The 16,094-nt window shown below is 66.9% G+C and carries 17 protein-coding genes; 11 read left to right on the top strand and 6 right to left on the bottom strand.

Going from position 1 to position 16,094, the window contains the following annotated elements:
* Positions 1 to 75: 75 nt before the first annotated feature.
* From ispG to ACS0OT_RS07880, 3 genes are all read left to right on the top strand, one after another.
* The gene (ispG, locus tag ACS0OT_RS07870; protein WP_442256177.1) at positions 76 to 1,341 is read left to right on the top strand and encodes a flavodoxin-dependent (E)-4-hydroxy-3-methylbut-2-enyl-diphosphate synthase; all 1,266 of its coding nucleotides are present in this window, start codon (positions 76 to 78) and stop codon (positions 1,339 to 1,341) included.
* A complete protein-coding gene (locus tag ACS0OT_RS07875; RefSeq protein WP_005416123.1) occupies positions 1,322 to 2,101 on the top strand; it encodes a phosphatase PAP2 family protein in 780 nt (259 codons plus the stop codon). Before ispG ends, ACS0OT_RS07875 begins: the two co-directional genes overlap by 20 nt.
* Before the next feature lie 170 nt (positions 2,102 to 2,271).
* Complete coding sequence (locus ACS0OT_RS07880; protein WP_005416124.1) at positions 2,272 to 2,919, top strand: response regulator; 648 nt, start codon at positions 2,272 to 2,274, stop codon at positions 2,917 to 2,919.
* Between the two features lie 292 nt (positions 2,920 to 3,211).
* On the opposite strand, the gene eda is transcribed toward ACS0OT_RS07880, so the two are convergent.
* From eda to zwf, 5 genes are all read right to left on the bottom strand, one after another.
* Complete coding sequence (eda, locus tag ACS0OT_RS07885; protein ID WP_049429315.1) at positions 3,212 to 3,871, bottom strand: bifunctional 4-hydroxy-2-oxoglutarate aldolase/2-dehydro-3-deoxy-phosphogluconate aldolase; 660 nt, start codon at positions 3,869 to 3,871, stop codon at positions 3,212 to 3,214.
* Between the two features lie 205 nt (positions 3,872 to 4,076).
* Complete coding sequence (gene edd, locus ACS0OT_RS07890; protein ID WP_005416126.1) at positions 4,077 to 5,993, bottom strand: phosphogluconate dehydratase; 1,917 nt, start codon at positions 5,991 to 5,993, stop codon at positions 4,077 to 4,079.
* Positions 5,994 to 6,051: 58 nt separating this feature from the next.
* Entirely contained in the window at positions 6,052 to 6,774 is a 723-nt protein-coding gene (gene pgl, locus ACS0OT_RS07895) for a 6-phosphogluconolactonase (RefSeq protein ID WP_065185208.1), read from the bottom strand.
* The gene (gene glk, locus ACS0OT_RS07900) at positions 6,771 to 7,778 is read right to left on the bottom strand and encodes a glucokinase (protein ID WP_005416128.1); all 1,008 of its coding nucleotides are present in this window, start codon (positions 7,776 to 7,778) and stop codon (positions 6,771 to 6,773) included. Before glk ends, pgl begins: the two co-directional genes overlap by 4 nt.
* Positions 7,775 to 9,211, bottom strand: coding sequence for a glucose-6-phosphate dehydrogenase (gene zwf, locus ACS0OT_RS07905; protein WP_005416129.1), 1,437 nt, complete (start codon positions 9,209 to 9,211; stop codon positions 7,775 to 7,777). Before zwf ends, glk begins: the two co-directional genes overlap by 4 nt.
* 352 nt (positions 9,212 to 9,563) lie before the next feature.
* Between zwf and ACS0OT_RS07910 the strand changes: the two genes are divergently transcribed.
* Positions 9,564 to 10,646 carry an ABC transporter ATP-binding protein gene (locus tag ACS0OT_RS07910; RefSeq protein ID WP_065179413.1) on the top strand — a complete coding sequence of 361 codons (1,083 nt, stop codon included), beginning with the start codon at positions 9,564 to 9,566 and terminating at the stop codon, positions 10,644 to 10,646.
* A gap of 103 nt (positions 10,647 to 10,749) precedes the next feature.
* On the opposite strand, the gene ygfZ is transcribed toward ACS0OT_RS07910, so the two are convergent.
* On the bottom strand, positions 10,750 to 11,625 hold the full coding sequence (gene ygfZ / locus ACS0OT_RS07915) for a CAF17-like 4Fe-4S cluster assembly/insertion protein YgfZ (protein WP_065179414.1): 876 nt from the start codon (positions 11,623 to 11,625) through the stop codon (positions 10,750 to 10,752).
* 39 nt (positions 11,626 to 11,664) lie between these two features.
* On the opposite strand from ygfZ, the gene ACS0OT_RS07920 reads away from it, so the two are divergent.
* The 7 genes from ACS0OT_RS07920 (at position 11,665) to ACS0OT_RS07950 (ending at position 16,088) form a co-directional block, all read left to right on the top strand.
* Positions 11,665 to 11,835 carry a DUF1674 domain-containing protein gene (locus ACS0OT_RS07920; RefSeq protein ID WP_005409075.1) on the top strand — a complete coding sequence of 57 codons (171 nt, stop codon included), beginning with the start codon at positions 11,665 to 11,667 and terminating at the stop codon, positions 11,833 to 11,835.
* Positions 11,836 to 11,891: 56 nt separating this feature from the next.
* The gene (gene sdhC / locus ACS0OT_RS07925) at positions 11,892 to 12,284 is read left to right on the top strand and encodes a succinate dehydrogenase, cytochrome b556 subunit (RefSeq protein WP_005416132.1); all 393 of its coding nucleotides are present in this window, start codon (positions 11,892 to 11,894) and stop codon (positions 12,282 to 12,284) included.
* Positions 12,281 to 12,667, top strand: a complete 387-nt coding sequence (sdhD, locus tag ACS0OT_RS07930) for a succinate dehydrogenase, hydrophobic membrane anchor protein (protein ID WP_005409077.1) — start codon at positions 12,281 to 12,283, stop codon at positions 12,665 to 12,667. Before sdhC ends, sdhD begins: the two co-directional genes overlap by 4 nt.
* Positions 12,668 to 12,698: 31 nt before the next feature.
* Positions 12,699 to 14,489, top strand: coding sequence for a succinate dehydrogenase flavoprotein subunit (gene sdhA / locus ACS0OT_RS07935; protein ID WP_014036803.1), 1,791 nt, complete (start codon positions 12,699 to 12,701; stop codon positions 14,487 to 14,489).
* A gap of 66 nt (positions 14,490 to 14,555) precedes the next feature.
* Positions 14,556 to 15,341, top strand: coding sequence for a succinate dehydrogenase iron-sulfur subunit (locus ACS0OT_RS07940; protein WP_005409079.1), 786 nt, complete (start codon positions 14,556 to 14,558; stop codon positions 15,339 to 15,341).
* A gap of 98 nt (positions 15,342 to 15,439) precedes the next feature.
* Positions 15,440 to 15,688 carry an FAD assembly factor SdhE gene (locus tag ACS0OT_RS07945; RefSeq protein WP_005416134.1) on the top strand — a complete coding sequence of 83 codons (249 nt, stop codon included), beginning with the start codon at positions 15,440 to 15,442 and terminating at the stop codon, positions 15,686 to 15,688.
* Positions 15,639 to 16,088, top strand: coding sequence for a hypothetical protein (locus ACS0OT_RS07950; protein ID WP_065195829.1), 450 nt, complete (start codon positions 15,639 to 15,641; stop codon positions 16,086 to 16,088). The genes ACS0OT_RS07945 and ACS0OT_RS07950 overlap by 50 nt, the downstream gene beginning before the upstream one ends.
* Positions 16,089 to 16,094: the final 6 nt, after the last annotated feature.

Here is a 16,094-nt window from a genome sequence, read left to right on the forward strand (position 1 = left end):
GACAATCGGCCGCAGCCGTGCCGCAGGCTGAATGCGAGTCACCCCGAATGCGGGAGTGGGCGGTAGAATGCGCCCATGCATGACGCCGTCACCCGCCCGACTCCCCCCTCCGATGCCACCGCCTGGCCCCGCCGCCAGACCCATGCCGTCCAGATCGGCGGGGTCACCGTAGGCGGGGGCAAGCCGGTGGTGGTGCAGTCGATGACCAACACCGATACCTCCGACGTGGCCTCCAGCGTGAAGCAGGTGGCCGAGTTGTGGCGTGCAGGTTCGGAGATGGTGCGGTTGACCGTCAACACCGTGGAAGCCGCTGCGGCCATTCCGCGCATCGTCGACAAGCTGGCGATGATGGGTATCGATGTACCGCTGATCGGTGACTTCCACTACAACGGCCACCAGCTGCTCACTGCCGAACCGGCATGTGCGGAAGCGTTGGCCAAGTACCGCATCAACCCGGGCAATGTCGGCTTCGGCAAGAAGAAGGACCTGCAGTTCGCCCAGTTGATCGAGTTCGCGATCCGCTACAACAAGCCGGTGCGCATCGGTGCCAACTGGGGCTCGCTGGACCAGGCCCTGGCGGCCAGGCTGATGGACGAGAACAACCTGCGCGAGCAGCCCTGGGACGCCGGCCGCGTGCTGCGTGAGGCGCTGATCCGTTCGGCGCTGGATTCGGCCGAGCAGGCCGTGGAACTGGGCCTGCCGCGCGATCGGATCGTGCTGTCGGCCAAGGTCAGTGGCGTGCAGGAACTGATCGCGGTGTACCGCGACCTGGCGCAGCGCTCGGACTTCGCCCTGCACCTGGGCCTGACCGAAGCCGGTATCGGCAGCAAGGGCATCGTCGCCTCGTCGGCAGCGCTGAGCGTGCTGCTGCAGGAAGGCATCGGTGACACCATCCGCATCTCGCTGACCCCGGAACCGGGCCAGTCGCGCACGAAGGAAGTGATCGTCGCCCAGGAACTGCTGCAGACCACCGGCCAGCGCGCCTTCACGCCGCTGGTCACGGCCTGCCCGGGCTGCGGCCGCACCACCTCCGAGTTCTTCCAGGAACTGGCCAAAGTGGTGCAGAACCATGTGCGCGAGAAGATGCCGCTGTGGAAGATCCACCACCCGGGTGCGGAGAACATGACCCTGGCGGTGATGGGCTGCATCGTCAATGGGCCGGGTGAGTCGCGCCATGCCAACATCGGCATCTCCCTGCCGGGCACGGGCGAGACGCCGGCAGCACCGGTATTCGTCGATGGCGAGAAGAAGGTGACCCTGCGTGGCGACAACATCGCCCAGGAGTTCGTCGCCCTGATCGACGATTACGTCGAACACAAATATGTCCGAAGCGCCGGATAAGCCTGCGATCCTCGCCGCTCCGGAGTCGGCCTCCGGTTTCCGCCACTGGATGGCGCGCAACGCCTGGCGCCTGGTCCTGCTGTTCGGTGGCGTACTGCTGCCGTTGGCGGGCTTCGTCGCCCTGGCTGACGAAGTGCACGAATTTGAATCGTTCCATTTCGATGCGCCGCTGCTGTGGCAGATGCATGGCCTGCATTCGCCATGGCTGGACCGCTTCTTCGTGCTCATCTCGAAACTGGGCTACGAGTGGTTCCTGATCCCCGCTGACGTGCTGATCATCGGTGCGCTGCTGGGCTACCGGCGCTGGCGCGAGGCGACCTTCGTCGCGGTCAGTTTCGTGGGATCGGCGTTGCTGAACATGGGCAGCAAGCACTTCTTCCAGCGCCAGCGCCCCAGCCTGTGGGAGTCGATTGCGCCGGAATCGACGTTCAGCTTCCCCAGCGGGCACGCCATGGGCTCGATGACCCTCGCCGCGACCCTGGTGCTGCTGGCCTGGAATACCCGCTGGCGCTGGCCGGTACTGCTGCTGGCGCCCCCGTTCAGCCTGCTGGTGAGCGTCTCACGGGTCTATCTGGGCGTGCATTATCCCTCGGACATCCTGGCCGGATGGTGTGCCGCGCTGGTTTGGGTGGTAGGGTGCTATCTGGTCATGTTCAGTCGCCGGCATCCTTGGCGACGTCGGGATTCGCCGCCAGCGACGGCCAGCGAAGCATCATCACAGGGGGGTGACGTGGATGACCCTTCCGGGGCGTCTACGTAATAGATCAGTTGTTTCGTTGCAGCAGGTTCTGCAAGACAGGGGGCAAGCACAACGCGCGTTACTGTGATGCGCAAGGCAGAACGCCTGGATCGCGTCCCGGACGCGCTTGCAGGGGTATCGGCGCCCTGCCTAGCTTGACCTGCAATGGCCGCATTCGAAGAGGTACGTGAATGACGATTCGAGTCTACCTGGTGGATGACCATGCGCTGGTCCGCACCGGGATGAAGATGATCCTGTCGGGGGAGACCGACATCGAGGTGGTGGGCGAAGCCGAGACGGGTGAAGACGCACTGCGCGACGTCCGCCAGCTGTTGCCGGACGTGGTGCTGTGCGACCTGCACCTGCCCGGTGTGAGTGGCATGGAAGTGACCGAGCGCATCGTCCGCAGCCACCGCAACACCCGCGTGGTGATCGTATCGGTGCTGGAAGACGGGCCGCTGCCGAAGCGCTTGCTGGAGGCGGGGGCCGCGGGCTACATCGGCAAGGGCTGCGATGCACAGGAGCTGCTGCGCGCGGTGCGCGATGTGGCCATGGGCCGTCGCTACCTGGGCACCAGCATCGCGCAGAACCTGGCCCTGTCGACGGTGGAGGGCAATGGATCGCCGTTCGACAGCCTGTCGCCGCGCGAACTGGAAGTAGCCTTGCTGCTGACCCAGGGCCTGCGCCAGGAAGACATCGCGCGGCGCCTGAGCCTGAGTGCGAAGACGGTGAACACGCACAAGGCGCGGTTGTTCGAGAAGATGGGGATCCACGACAACATCGCGCTGGCGCGCATGGCCAGCCAGTACGGGCTGGTGGATCCGGCGCGGCCGTTGTAAGGGTTTCGGCCAACGGCTGAGCCCCTCGCGGTGGTGCGGTTGGATTTCTGGGGTTGGCCCTGCGGAGGGACCGCGCAGGGGACGCCGTGAATCCATCCCTGAAGGCTCGGGCGCGCCATCCATGGCGCTTACGCCCCTGCGCAATCCCTCCGCAGGGCCACCGACAGTTTCCGTGCGCCGCCACCGCGGAATGAAGATTGAAGAGCAGGAGCGGGTCGCGCGCTGTGCGCGCTCGCAACCTGGGGTCGGATCCCTTTCCCGGCGGGAAAGGGCTCTGACCCCGATCTTCATGTCAGTGGCCGCGCACGCGCTTGATGATCTTCGCGGCGTCGGCGGCGCTGGCGCGCACCTTGTCCCATTCGCCGTCGGCAATCCAGTTGCCCGGCACCATCCACGAACCACCGATGCAGACCACGTTCTTCTGCTCGAGGTACTCGGCGGCGGTGTTCTCGGTGATGCCGCCGGTCGGGCACAGCTTGAGGTCGGCAACCGGGCCGGCCAGTCCCTTGATCATCGCCAGCCCGCCCACGGCTGTGGCCGGGAACAGCTTGCACACGCGGAAACCGCGGGCGTAGAGCGACAGCAGCTCGGTCGGCGTCGCCGCACCCGGCACCACCGGCAGCGGCGCAGCGGCAAGTGCATCAGCCAGCGCCGGCGGCGTCCCCGGGGTCACCAGGAAGTCAGCACCCGCATCGATCGACTGCTGCATCTGCTCCACGGTCAGCACCGTACCGGCGCCCACCACCACGTCCGGCAGCTCGCGCTTGAGCATTGCCAGCGCTTCCATCGCCACCGGCGTGCGCAGCGTCAGCTCGATCGCCGGCAGACCACCTTCCAGCAGCGCCGCACTGACCGCTCGCGCCTGGTCCAGCGTATGAATCGTCACCACCGGCAGGATGCCCGCCGCATGCAACAGCTCCGCCGCCTTCACCTGATGTTGTTCGATACCCATGCTTTTGCCCTTGCCTTTGCTCTTCTTGATTCAGTGGCCGCAGCGCAAATGACGCGCCGGGAATTGTCCAAGGGCAGTAGAGCGCCCTGGCCGGGACTGTGAGCGGCATGAATGCCGCGATCGAGCCCCCATGAATGGGTTTACGGCGTGTCCCGGCCAGGGCGCTCTACTGCCCAAGCCGGGAAGCCTGCCGCGGCTTTTCGCGTCAGGCGTCTTTCGCCTCATGCGGCGCCGCCGCCGCTGCGGCATCGTGCCCCAGCTCATACTCCGCGTCGTACTCCCACGGCCCGCCATCGGCCGCCGCCGGCCCGCACGAAATCGAAATCGCGCCCTGGTCGGCCGGGCCCACCACGCGACGGTTGATCGCGAACAGGTTGCGGCCCAGGTCATGCGCGGCCGGCGCGGTGTTCGGCGCCAGCGGACGTGCTGCCCATTCCGCCGCGTCCACCAGCACTTCCAGCGTGCCGGCCTCGCCGTCGAGGCGGATCATGTCGCCCTCGCGGACCTTGGCCAGCGGGCCACCACGCGCCGCTTCCGGCGTCACATGGATGGCCGCCGGGATCTTGCCCGACGCACCGGACAGGCGGCCGTCGGTGACCAGCGCCACGCGCCGGCCCTGGTTCTGCAGCAGGCCCAGCAGCGGTGCCAGCGAATGCAGTTCGGGCATGCCGTTGGCACGCGGGCCCTGGTAGCGCACCACCGCCACGAAGTCCTGCGGCAGCAGGCCACCGGCGTGCAGCTTGTTCAATACCTGCGGTGCATCGACCACCACCGCAGGTGCTTCGATCGTCCGGTACTGCGGTTTCACCGCCGACAGCTTGATCAGCGACTTGCCGAGGTTGCCACGCAGCAGGCGCAGGCCACCCTGGTGCTCGAACGGATTGTCGACGCCACGAACCACTTCGTCATCGGCGCTGTGTTCCAGGCCCGGCAGGTAGACCAGCCGGCCGTCACGCAGTTGCGGCTCGCGCGCATAGTCGGACATGCCGCCACGCGCGACGCTGACCAGATCGCCGTGCATCAGGCCCGCCTTGATCAGCTCGCCGAACACGAAGGCCGGGCCGCCAGCGGCCGCGAAACGGTTCACGTCGGCCTCGCCGTTCGGGTAGACACGGGCCAGCAGCGGAATCAGCTGCGACAGTTCGTCGAAGTCGTCCCAGGTCAGCACGATGCCGGCCGCACGCGCCACCGCGATCCAGTGGATGGTGTGGTTGGTCGAACCGCCAGTGGCCATCAGCGCGATGACCGCGTTGATGATCGCGCGCTCGTCGATGATCCGGCCCAGCGGGCGGAAATCGTCGCCCAGTGCGGTGATGTCCAGCGCGCGTTCGGTTGCCTCGCGGGTCAGGGCGTCGCGCAGCGGCGTGCCCGGATTGACGAACGATGCGCCCGGCAACTGCACGCCCATGGCTTCCAGCAACACCTGGTTGGAGTTGGCCGTGCCGTAGAAGGTGCAGGTGCCCGCACCGTGGTACGACGCGGACTCGGCTTCCAGCAGCTCTTCGCGGGTGGCCTCACCGGCGGCGTAGCGCTCGCGCACTTCGGCCTTCTGCTTGTTCGGGATGCCCGGGGTCATCGGGCCGGCCGGTACGAACACCGCCGGCAGATGGCCGAAGGCCAGCGCACCGATCAGCAGGCCCGGCACGATCTTGTCGCACACGCCGAGGTAGACGGTGGTATCGAACATGTCATGGCTGAGGCCGATGGCCGTGGCCTGGGCAATGACATCGCGCGAGAACAGCGACAGCTCCATGCCACCACGGCCCTGGGTGACACCGTCGCACATCGCAGGGACGCCGCCGGCGACCTGCGCGGTGGCGCCCAGCTCGCGGGCGATGTCGCGGATCTGTTCGGGATAGGTCTCGAACGGCTGGTGGGCCGACAGCATGTCGTTGTAGGCGGTGATGATGCCCAGGTTCGGCGTCACGCCGCCGCGCAGGCGGCTCTTGTCGGTGCCGCCGCAGGCGGCGAACCCGTGGGCGAGGTTGCCGCAACTCAGGCGGCTGCGGAACGGGCCCTCACGCAGGGAGGCATCGATCGCGGCCAGATAGGCGGCGCGCGAGGCGGCGCTGCGGCGGATGACGCGCTCAGTGATGGCTTGCAGTTGAGGATGGAGGCTCATTGGCTACCGGCGTTCATGGTGGCGAGAGGCAAGCGGCGGCACGGCGCCGCCGCCGACATCAATCAGCCCAGTGGACGCGCAGGCGCGCGCCTTCCAGGTTGATCGCATTGAGGATCGGGTACTGCTGGGCGTCGTTGCTGTCCAGCGCCTGGCGCAGTACCTGCAGCTTCTGCTTGCCACGCAGCAGCAGCAGGCGCTGGCGGCACTGGCGCAGGCCGTGCGGGGTCAGCGTGATGCGCAGCGGCCACTGGTTCGCGCCTGGGCAGCCGGTGGCATCCAGCGCGGCATAGGGCAGGGTGCTTTCCAGTGCGCGTGCGAGGTCTTTCGAGCCCGGGAACAGCGAGGCGGTGTGCCCGTCGTTGCCCATGCCCAGCGCTACCAGGCTCGGCGGCTGGCTGTGCTGCGCCTGCAGGTTGGCGGTGTACACGCATTCGGGCAGTGGCTTGCCGATCCGTACCAGCGGATCGAAGTGGGCGCCCTCAGTGCGCTTGAGCAGGTGCTCGCGCACCAGCCAGGCGTTGCTGTCGCGATCCTGCGGCGACAGCCAGCGCTCGTCGGCCAGGCTCACTTCAACCCGGTCCCAGTGCACGTCCAGCTCGGCCAGTGCCTGGTAGACCGGGGCCGGCGTGGTGCCGCCGGACAACAGGATGCGGGCGCGGCCCACGTCATTGATGTCGTGGTTGAGGGTGCGTGCCATCTCAGCGGCCACCGCTTCGATCCAGCCGTCGGCGTCGCCGTGCTGGATGAACTCGATGCGGTCGTCGTGGAAGCTGGGGTTCATGCGGCAACTCCTGGTGCGTCACGTTCGGCGTCGGTGGCATAGGCGGCGGCGCCAAGCAGTCCGGCGTGGGGATGCATCACCGCCAACGAGGGCACGCGCGCCATGATCGAGGAGAAGCGGCCCTTGTGTTCGAAGCGCTGGCGGAAACCGGAGTGCTGCAGCGAATCGAGCATCTTCGGGGTCAGGCCGCCGGTCAGGAACACGCCATCCCAGGCGCCCTGGGTGAGCACCAGGTCACCGGCGATGGCGCCGAACACGGCGCAGAACACGTCCACGGTGCGCATTGCCTGCGGATCACCGTGCAGGGCGCGGGCGGTCACGTCCACCGGCTGCAGTTGGCCCGGGTCGATACCGGCCATCTCGCACACGGCGCGGTGGATGTTGACCAGGCCGGGGCCACAGATCAGGCGCTCGTTGGAGACGCGGCCGAACTGTTCGGACAGGATCTCGAGGATGCGGATCTCTTCCGGAGTTCCCGGCGGGAAACTGACATGGCCGCCTTCGGTTTCCAGCGGATAGCAGCGGCCGTGGCGCATGATCAGGCCGCCCACGCCGAGGCCGGTACCCGGCCCGATCACTGCGTAGTTGCGCGGCTGGCCCGGCTTGCCCGGAACCCAGGCGGCACCGCCGACCTGGACCACGTCCTCGGGCTGCAGCAATGAGATCGCCATCGCCTGTGCGGCAAAGTCGTTGATCAGGTGCAGTTCGTCGAAACCGAGCATCGCTGCGGTGCGGTTGCGCGAGATCACCCACGGATGGTTGGTGATGCGCGCTTCATCGCCATCAACGCGACCGGCCACTGCGAACACGCCGCGGCTTGCGCTGGCGCCGATCTGTTCCAGGTGGTGGCGCGCCGCATCACCCAGCGAAGGGAACTCCGCCACCGCGTATTCGCGGATGCTGTCCTTCCGCAGCGGCGCGTCCTGCGAGGTATCGGCCAGGGCGAAGCGGGCGTTGGTGCCGCCGATGTCGGCCACCAGCACCGGCTGCGAGCTGGCGCTCATGCCGACGCTCCGCTGTCCGGTGCGTCCACGCCCTGCGGCAGGAACTCGCCGGCATTGCTCGGGCCCCATTGGCCGGCGGGGTAGGGCTCCAGCGGCAGCTTGGCGTCCTTCCACGCGTCGGCGACGCTGTCGATCCAGGCCCACGCTGCACGCACTTCGTCGTCGCGCACGAACAGCGTGTGATTGCCATTGAAGGCATCCAGGAACAGGCGCTCGTACGCGATGCGGCGATGCAGGCCGGTTGGCACTGACAGTTCCAGTTCCAGCGGATGCAGTTCCAGCGCGCCCCATTCCGGGCCGGCCAGGCTGCTCATCAGGCCCAGTTCGATGTTTTCCTGCGGCTGCAGCTGGAACACCAGGCGGTTCGGTGCGGCCTGCGCGCGCTGCGGGCGCTCGAACAGCCAATGGGTGACCGGCTTCAGCGTGACCACCACGCGGGTGGTGCGCTCGGGCAGGCGCTTGCCGGTGACCAGATGGAACGGCACGCCGCTCCAGCGCCAGTTGTCGATATGCGCGGTGACACCGGCGAAGGTTTCCACGTCGCTGCCTTCCGGCGGCTGGTAAGCCTGCGCCGGCTGGCCGTTGATGGTGCCAGCGGTGTAGCGGCCGCGGATGCTGTCACGCGCGGCGTGCTTCGCGTCGAGCGGGCGAAGGGCGCGCAGCACCTTGACCTTCTCGTCACGGATGCGGTCGGCTTCCAGCGACGCCGGCGGCTCCATCGCCACCATGCACAGCAGCTGCAGGATGTGGCTCTGCACCATGTCGCGCAGCGCGCCGGAGCGGGCGTAGTAGGCGTCACGGCCGTCCACGCCTTCGCTCTCGGCCACCAGGATGTGCACCGATTCGATGTAGTTGCGGTTCCACACCGCTTCCAGCAGCGTATTGCCGAAGCGCAGCGCGATCAGGTTCTGCACTGCCGCCTTGCCCAGGTAGTGGTCGAGGCGGAACACGCGGTCCTCGTCGATCCACTGGCCGATGGTGCTGATGATTTCCTCGGCGCTCTCGCTGTCGCTGCCGATCGGCTTCTCCAGCATCAGGCGTGCCGGCGCGGCGAGGGCGCCGCCCTTGGCCAGGCCTTCGCAGGTGGAAATGTACAGGCCCGGCGGAATGGCGAGGTAGCTGACGCACTTGCGGTGCACCAGGTCGGAGACCGCAGCGGCAACCGAGTCGACGTCGCGCAGGTCCACCGAACGGTAGTCGATGCGGCGCAGCAGGGCAGCGATGTCGTCCTGCGTGGCCATCGGCATGGCCTGCTGCAGGCGCGGCCGCAGGATGTCATGGAAGGCTTCGGTGTCATGCCCGGACAGGGCCAGTGCGCGGATGCGGAAGTCCTCCGGCAGCAGGCCGTCGCCAAGCAGGCGAAGCAGCGAAGGGAACAGGTAGCGCTGGGCCAGATCACCTGTGGCACCGAACAGGAAGAGGGTGTCGTGCATCGCTCGAGTTTCAGATCCGGGTGACATCGTTGTCAATCGCTTCATGGCTGGGTTCGGGGGACATCCGCGCAACTGCCTGTCCGAGGTTCGTCAGGGGCGATCTCCGGGGGTGCGGAAGACCGTTCCATTCGAAACCACTACCTCGGCGGAACCTTCGTTCAACCGCCGACGCAGATCGGTGCGCACCGATCATCGGATAGTGCCACGTGAAAACGTTTACATGGCAGAATGGGCAACTGTATTCGATTGCAGTGCTCGCCGTCATGCGGCAGGCGCGCAATCATCACTGCCATCGGGAGGGCCGAGGCAGTCCCAAAAGACAGCCCGGCTTCGGGCGGACCGGATAGGTGATATGGCAAAAGTGCAGTTGCAGGGTGTGCGCAAGGTCTATGACAACGGCCAGGTCGCGGTGAAGGACGCCACCTTCGAGGTCGCCGATGGCGAGCTGATGGTGCTGGTCGGTCCGTCCGGCTGTGGCAAGTCGACCCTGTTGCGGATGGTGGCGGGCCTGGAAGAGATCAGCGGTGGCACGCTGACCATTGGTGATCGCGTGGTCAACGACGTGGCGCCGAAGGATCGCGACATCGCCATGGTGTTCCAGAGCTACGCGTTGTATCCGCACATGACCGTGGCCGAGAACCTGGCCTTCGGCCTGAAGCTGCGCGGGCATGACAAGGCAACCATCGACAAGCGCATCGCCGAAGCCGCGCAGACGCTGGGCCTGACCGAGATGATGGACAAGCTGCCCAAGGCGATGTCCGGTGGCCAGCGTCAGCGCGTGGCACTGGGCCGGGCGCTGGTGCGCGAGCCGGCGGTGTTCCTGCTCGACGAGCCGCTGTCCAACCTCGACGCCAAGCTGCGCCACAGCGTGCGCACCGAGATCGCGCAGCTGCACCGCAAGCTGGGCACCACCATGATCTACGTGACGCACGACCAGGTTGAAGCGATGACCCTGGGCCAGCGCATCGTGGTGCTGAAGGACGGCATCATCCAGCAGATCGATACGCCGATGGCGCTCTACGACCGCCCGGCCAACCTGTTCGTGGCCGGTTTCCTCGGCAGCCCGGCGATGAACGTGCTGCGTGGCACGCTGCAGGGCGATGCCGGCGGCGTGAGCGTGGTCGACGGCGAATGGCGTGCACCGCTGGGCCAGGCGACGATCGATCCGGCGTGGCTGCAGAAGCCGATCGCGGTGGGCGTGCGCCCGGAGCACCTGCAGCCGGCGGCTGCCGATGATGCGCATGCATTCACCGCGCGCATCGAAGGCATCGAACCGGTCGGCAACGAGATCTTCGTCAACATGAGCAGTGGCCAGCACGCGCTGACCATGCGCGTGGCACCACAGTCGCTGCCAGCAGTGGGCGAGCAGATCCGCGTGGCGATTCACCCGCAGGGCCTGCATTTCTTCAACGCAGAGAGCGGCGAGCGCCTGTAGCCGGTAGTGCTGGCCGCTGGCCGGCAACCTCGACCCTGCATGGTTGCCGGCCAACGGCCGGCACTACCATTCCTGCACCCACCCGTGCAGGTCCCCGCCAGCTTCAGCGGGCCAGGCCATCCAGCAGCGGCACGCGCTGCGCAATGGCATCACCCACCTGCAGCTCGGCGTCGCCAGCCTCCAGCGGCAGCACCGCCAGCGCCAGGTCACCGGCTACGCTGGCGATCGTGCCCAGCGTCGCGCCGTCCTGCAGCACGCCATCGCCGGCCTGTGCCGGTGCCGCGGTATGCAGCAGCTGCACCGCGCGCTTGGCCTTGCCGAGGAAGTGGGTGCGGGCGACGATTTCCTGGCCCGGGTAGCAGCCTTTCTTCACGCTGTAGCCATTCAGGCGGTCCAGGCCCAGCTGCTGCGGGGTCCACACTTCGCGCTGGCTTTCGTCCAAGCGCGGCAATCCGTAGCGCAGGTCGGCCTGGCGCCAGGCGAGGGCGAAGGCGGCCTCATCGGTTTCGCTGCCGGATGCAACGGCAGCCGCCGCCCCGATGCGCAGGGTGCGCGGCAGGGCGTCGCTGCCCAGGTCCAGCTCCCAGCCGTCACCTGCAGCGAGCGCGATCGCGGCGCCGCTGGCAGCCTCGGGCGCAGTGAACGCACCGGCCACGGCCAGATCGCTGCGCACCTGTACCTGCACCTTGCGACGGAACACGAAGCGCTGCAGTTGCGACGCAATCTCATCGGCATCGCCGTCGGCCAGCACCAGCATCACGTGATCGTCGGCCAGCCGGAGCAGCTGGAACACTGCCAGGGTGCGGCCCTTGGCAGTCAGCCAGGCGCTCCACTGCCAGTGCAGCAGGGGCAGGGCGGTGACATCGCTGCTGAATTGGGCGTGGGCGAAGGCGGCCGCATCCGGGCCCTGCAGGCTCAGCAGCTGGTGGCCGGGCAGGCGCGGATATCCGACGAAAGCAGGGGGCAGGTTGTCAGGCACGTGAACGAGGTCTAAAATTTGTGCGTTGCGAGACCGAACATGATAGGCCAAACAACCCCCACTCCCGACGACGAATCTGAAGCCCCGCTGGTCCCTGCGGCACCCGTGCCCGTGGAACAGGAAAAAGCAGAGGAATTCGGCGGCCGCGGCGGACTTGATCCGGTGCGGTATGGCGATTGGGAGAAAAACGGACGCTGCATCGATTTCTGATCAGCATTGAGCCAACGCGGCCGCGTGCCGCCCAGCCGAGACAACGAGCCCAGCGAATGGCGACCAGACAACGCCCACTTTCCCCGCACCTTCAGGTGTATCGCTGGCAGATTCAGATGGCCACCTCGATCCTGCATCGAGCCACTGGCATCTTTCTGTCTGTTGGTGCCCTCATCATCGCTGCCGGCCTGCTGGCCCTGATGATGGGGCCCGAGTCCTGGAACTGCTTCACCGGCCATGCCGGGGCCTGGTATGGCCGCGTGTTCCTGTTCGCGTGGACATGGTCGTTCGCCTATCACCTGTGCAATGGCATCCGTCATGTAGTGCAGGACTTCGCCATCGGCTTCAGCATCCCTGCCTTCATCCGCAGCAGCTGGCTGTCGGTCATCGGCAGCCTGGTGATCACCCTGCTGGTGTGGGCCTATGTGATGTTCGGAGGTGCCGCGTGAGCAAGTTCCGTACCCCGCTGAAGAACGTGCGCGGCCTGGGCTCGGCCAAGACCGGCACCGAGCATTTCGTGCACCAGCGCCTGACCGCCGCCGCGCTGGTGGTGCTGGGCATCTGGTTCCTGGTCTTCGTACTGGGCCTGCTGGGCTCGGATTACGCGACCGCCGCCGCCGCCGTGGCCAAGCCGTGGAATGCAGTGCCGCTGATCGGCCTGCTGATCGCCATGTTCTGGCACGCGCAGCTCGGCATGCAGGTCGTGCTGGAAGACTACATCCACGAATCGCTGCTGGCCCTGGTGCTGCAGACCGCGGTGAAGTTCGTCGCCGTGCTCGGCATGATCGTCAGTGTGTTTGCGGTGGGCCGCATCGCCCTCGGCGTTGCCTGAGCCCAGGCACCTACACAGGAATCCAGATTAGATGTCCGCTTACAAGATCACCGAACACAAGTACGACATGGTCGTGGTCGGCGCCGGCGGTGCCGGCCTGCGCGCCACGTTCGGCCTGGCCGCCAAGGGCCTGCAGACCGTGTGCCTGACCAAGGTCTTCCCGACCCGTTCGCACACCGTCGCCGCCCAGGGCGGTATTTCGGCCGCACTCGGCAACATGGGCGAGGACGACTGGCGCTACCACTTCTTCGACACCATCAAGGGTTCGGACTGGCTGGGTGACCAGGACGCCATCGAGTACATGTGCCGTGAGGCCATCCCGGCCATCATCGAACTCGAACACTACGGTGTGCCGTTCTCGCGCACCGCCGAAGGCAAGATCTACCAGCGTCCGTTCGGTGGCATGACCACCAAGTACGGCGAAGGCCCGGCGGCGCAGCGTACCTGCGCGGCGGCCGACCGTACCGGCCACGCGATGCTGCACACCCTGTACCAGCAGTCGCTGAAGCACGATGCGCGCTTCATGATCGAGTACTTCGCGCTCGACCTGATCTTCGACGACGAAGGCGCCTGCCGCGGCGTGCTGGCCCTGGACATGTCCGATGGCACGCTGCACCTGTTCCGCGCCCAGGGCGTGGTGCTGGCCACCGGCGGCTACGGCCGTGCCTACTTCAGCGCTACCTCGGCGCACACCTGCACCGGCGACGGTGGCGGCCTGGCCATGCGTGCCGGCATCGCCATGCAGGACATGGAGTTCGTGCAGTTCCACCCGACCGGCATCTACGGCGCCGGCTGCCTGATCACCGAGGGTGTCCGCGGTGAAGGCGGCATCCTGCGCAACAGCAGCGGCGAGCGCTTCATGGAGCGCTATGCACCGCACTACAAGGACCTGGCCTCGCGCGACGTGGTCAGCCGTTCGATGACCATCGAGATCCGCGAAGGCCGCGGCGTCGGCGAGCACAAGGATCACATCCTGCTCGACCTGACCCACCTCGGCCCGGGCGTGATCGACGAGAAGCTGCCGGGCATCGCCGAGAGCGCCCGCATCTTCGCAGGCGTCGACGTGCACAAGCAGCCGATCCCGGTCATTCCGACCGTGCACTACAACATGGGCGGCATCCCGACCAACTACCACGGTGAAGTGGTGCAGAAGGTCGGCGACAACGACAACGCCGTGGTGCCGGGGCTGTACGCCATCGGCGAAGCGGCCTGCGTGTCCGTGCACGGCGCCAACCGCCTGGGCTCGAACTCGCTGCTCGACCTGGTGGTGTTCGGCCGTGCGGTGGCCAACCGCTGCGCCGAGACCATCAAGCCGGGCGCCGCGCACAAGCCGCTGCCGGCCGATGCCTGCGACAAGGCGCTGGGCCTGCTGGACAAGCTGCGCCACGCCAACGGCGATACCCCGACCTCGGTCATCCGCGACCGCATGCAGCGCACCATGCAGGCCGACGCGGCCGTCTTCCGCACCAGCCAGACGCTGAAGGAAGGCTGCGAGAAGATGGACAAGATCTTCGACTCGTTCCAGGACGTGAAGGTCTCCGACCGTTCGCTGGTCTGGAACTCGGACCTGATCGAGACCTACGAGCTGAACAACCTGCTGCTCAACGCGGTGGCGACGATCAACTCGGCCGAACAGCGCAAGGAAAGCCGTGGTGCGCATGCGCACGAGGACTATCCGGACCGCGACGACGTCAACTGGCAGAAGCACACCCTGGTCAGCGTCGACGAGAAGGGCAAGTGCAGCTTCGACTACCGTCCGGTGCACATGTACACGTTGACCGACGACGTGTCCGTGGTGCCGCCGAAGCCGCGCGTGTACTGATCCGACCCCGCCTACCATGCAATCCGCGCCCACGGGCGCGGGCCGCCTGAGCCAACGAGAGCAGCCATGGCCGAGTTTTCACTCCCCAAGAATTCCAAGATCACGAAGGGCAAGCACTTCCCCGTCAAGAACGGCGGCAAGAATGTGCGCACCTTCAAGATCTACCGCTGGAGTCCGGACGACGACAGCAACCCGCGCACCGATACCTATGAAGTCGATCTGGACGCCTGTGGCCCGATGGTCCTGGACGCCCTGATCAAGATCAAGAACGAGATCGACCCGACCCTGACCTTCCGCCGCTCCTGCCGCGAAGGCATCTGTGGTTCGTGCGCGATGAACATCGACGGCACCAACACCCTGGCCTGCACCCGAGCCATCTCGGACTGCGGCAAGAAGGAAGTGCCGATCTACCCGCTGCCGCACATGAACGTGGTCAAGGATCTGGTTCCGGACCTGACCCACTTCTACGCGCAGTACGCCTCGATCAAGCCGTGGATCCGCACCCAGACCCCGGCACCGCCGGACCGTGAGCGCCTGCAGTCGCCGGAAGACCGCAAGAAGCTCGACGGCCTGTATGAGTGCATCCTGTGCGCCTGCTGCTCGACCAGCTGCCCGAGCTACTGGTGGAACGGCGAGCGTTACCTGGGCCCGGCGATCCTGCTGCAGGCCTATCGCTGGATCATCGACTCGCGCGATGAGGACACCGGCGCGCGCCTGGACGATCTGGAAGATCCGTTCAAGCTGTACCGCTGCCACACCATCATGAACTGTGCCCGGACCTGCCCGAAGGGCCTGAACCCGGCGCTGGCGATCGCCGAGATCAAGAAGCTGATGATGGAGCGCCGCGCCTGATACAGGCCTGGCAGTACCCGGTGGAGCCACGCCACGCGAGGCTGCACCACCCAGTAGAGCCACGCCATGCGTGGCTTTGCTGTATCTGGAGAAGCACGATGGAAGACGATGTCCTGCTGAAGAAGCTGCGCTGGCGCTGCCGCCGCGGCATGCGAGAACTGGACCAGCTGTTTGGCCGCTACCTGGACCACGAATGGCGCACTGCGCCGACCGAAGAGCGCGAGGTTTTCCTGTTCCTGCTCGACTGCGAGGACGATAAGTTGTGGCGCTGGTTCATGGGCTATGAGGCCTGCCCGCATGCGCACGCGATCCCCCTCATGCAGAAGATCCTCGCCCTCAAGCCTTGAGTGGCGCCCCTCGCGGCTGCAGGCCGCCGCCCAGGTCGTGGTGCTGCTGGCCGCCCCCTGGTTGCTGCGTGCCTCCGATCTGCCTGCGCGGCTGCTGATGCCCGCGCTGCTGCTGGCCTGGGGCGTTGGGTTGGCCGAACTGGCCTGGCGCCAGCGCCGGCCGCGCGTGCAGGTGCTTCTGCCTCCGCTTCCCGGGCCACTGCAGGTGGCCGGGCGGGACGTCGATACGCCAAGGCTGGTGGTGCGTGGCCCATGGCTGTTGTTGCTGTGGTGTGAGGATCGGCGCCGCCGGCGCCTGCTGTTCTGGCCGGATGTGCTCGATTCCGGGCAGCGACGTGAACTGCGACTGGCCGTGGCCGCACGCAGCGTTTCCCGTCAGCCCCGGTCGATGGCACCATAAGCTGAA

The organism is Stenotrophomonas maltophilia group sp. RY12688, from assembly GCF_052149045.1.
In the GTDB taxonomy this organism is placed as follows: domain Bacteria; phylum Pseudomonadota; class Gammaproteobacteria; order Xanthomonadales; family Xanthomonadaceae; genus Stenotrophomonas; species Stenotrophomonas sepilia.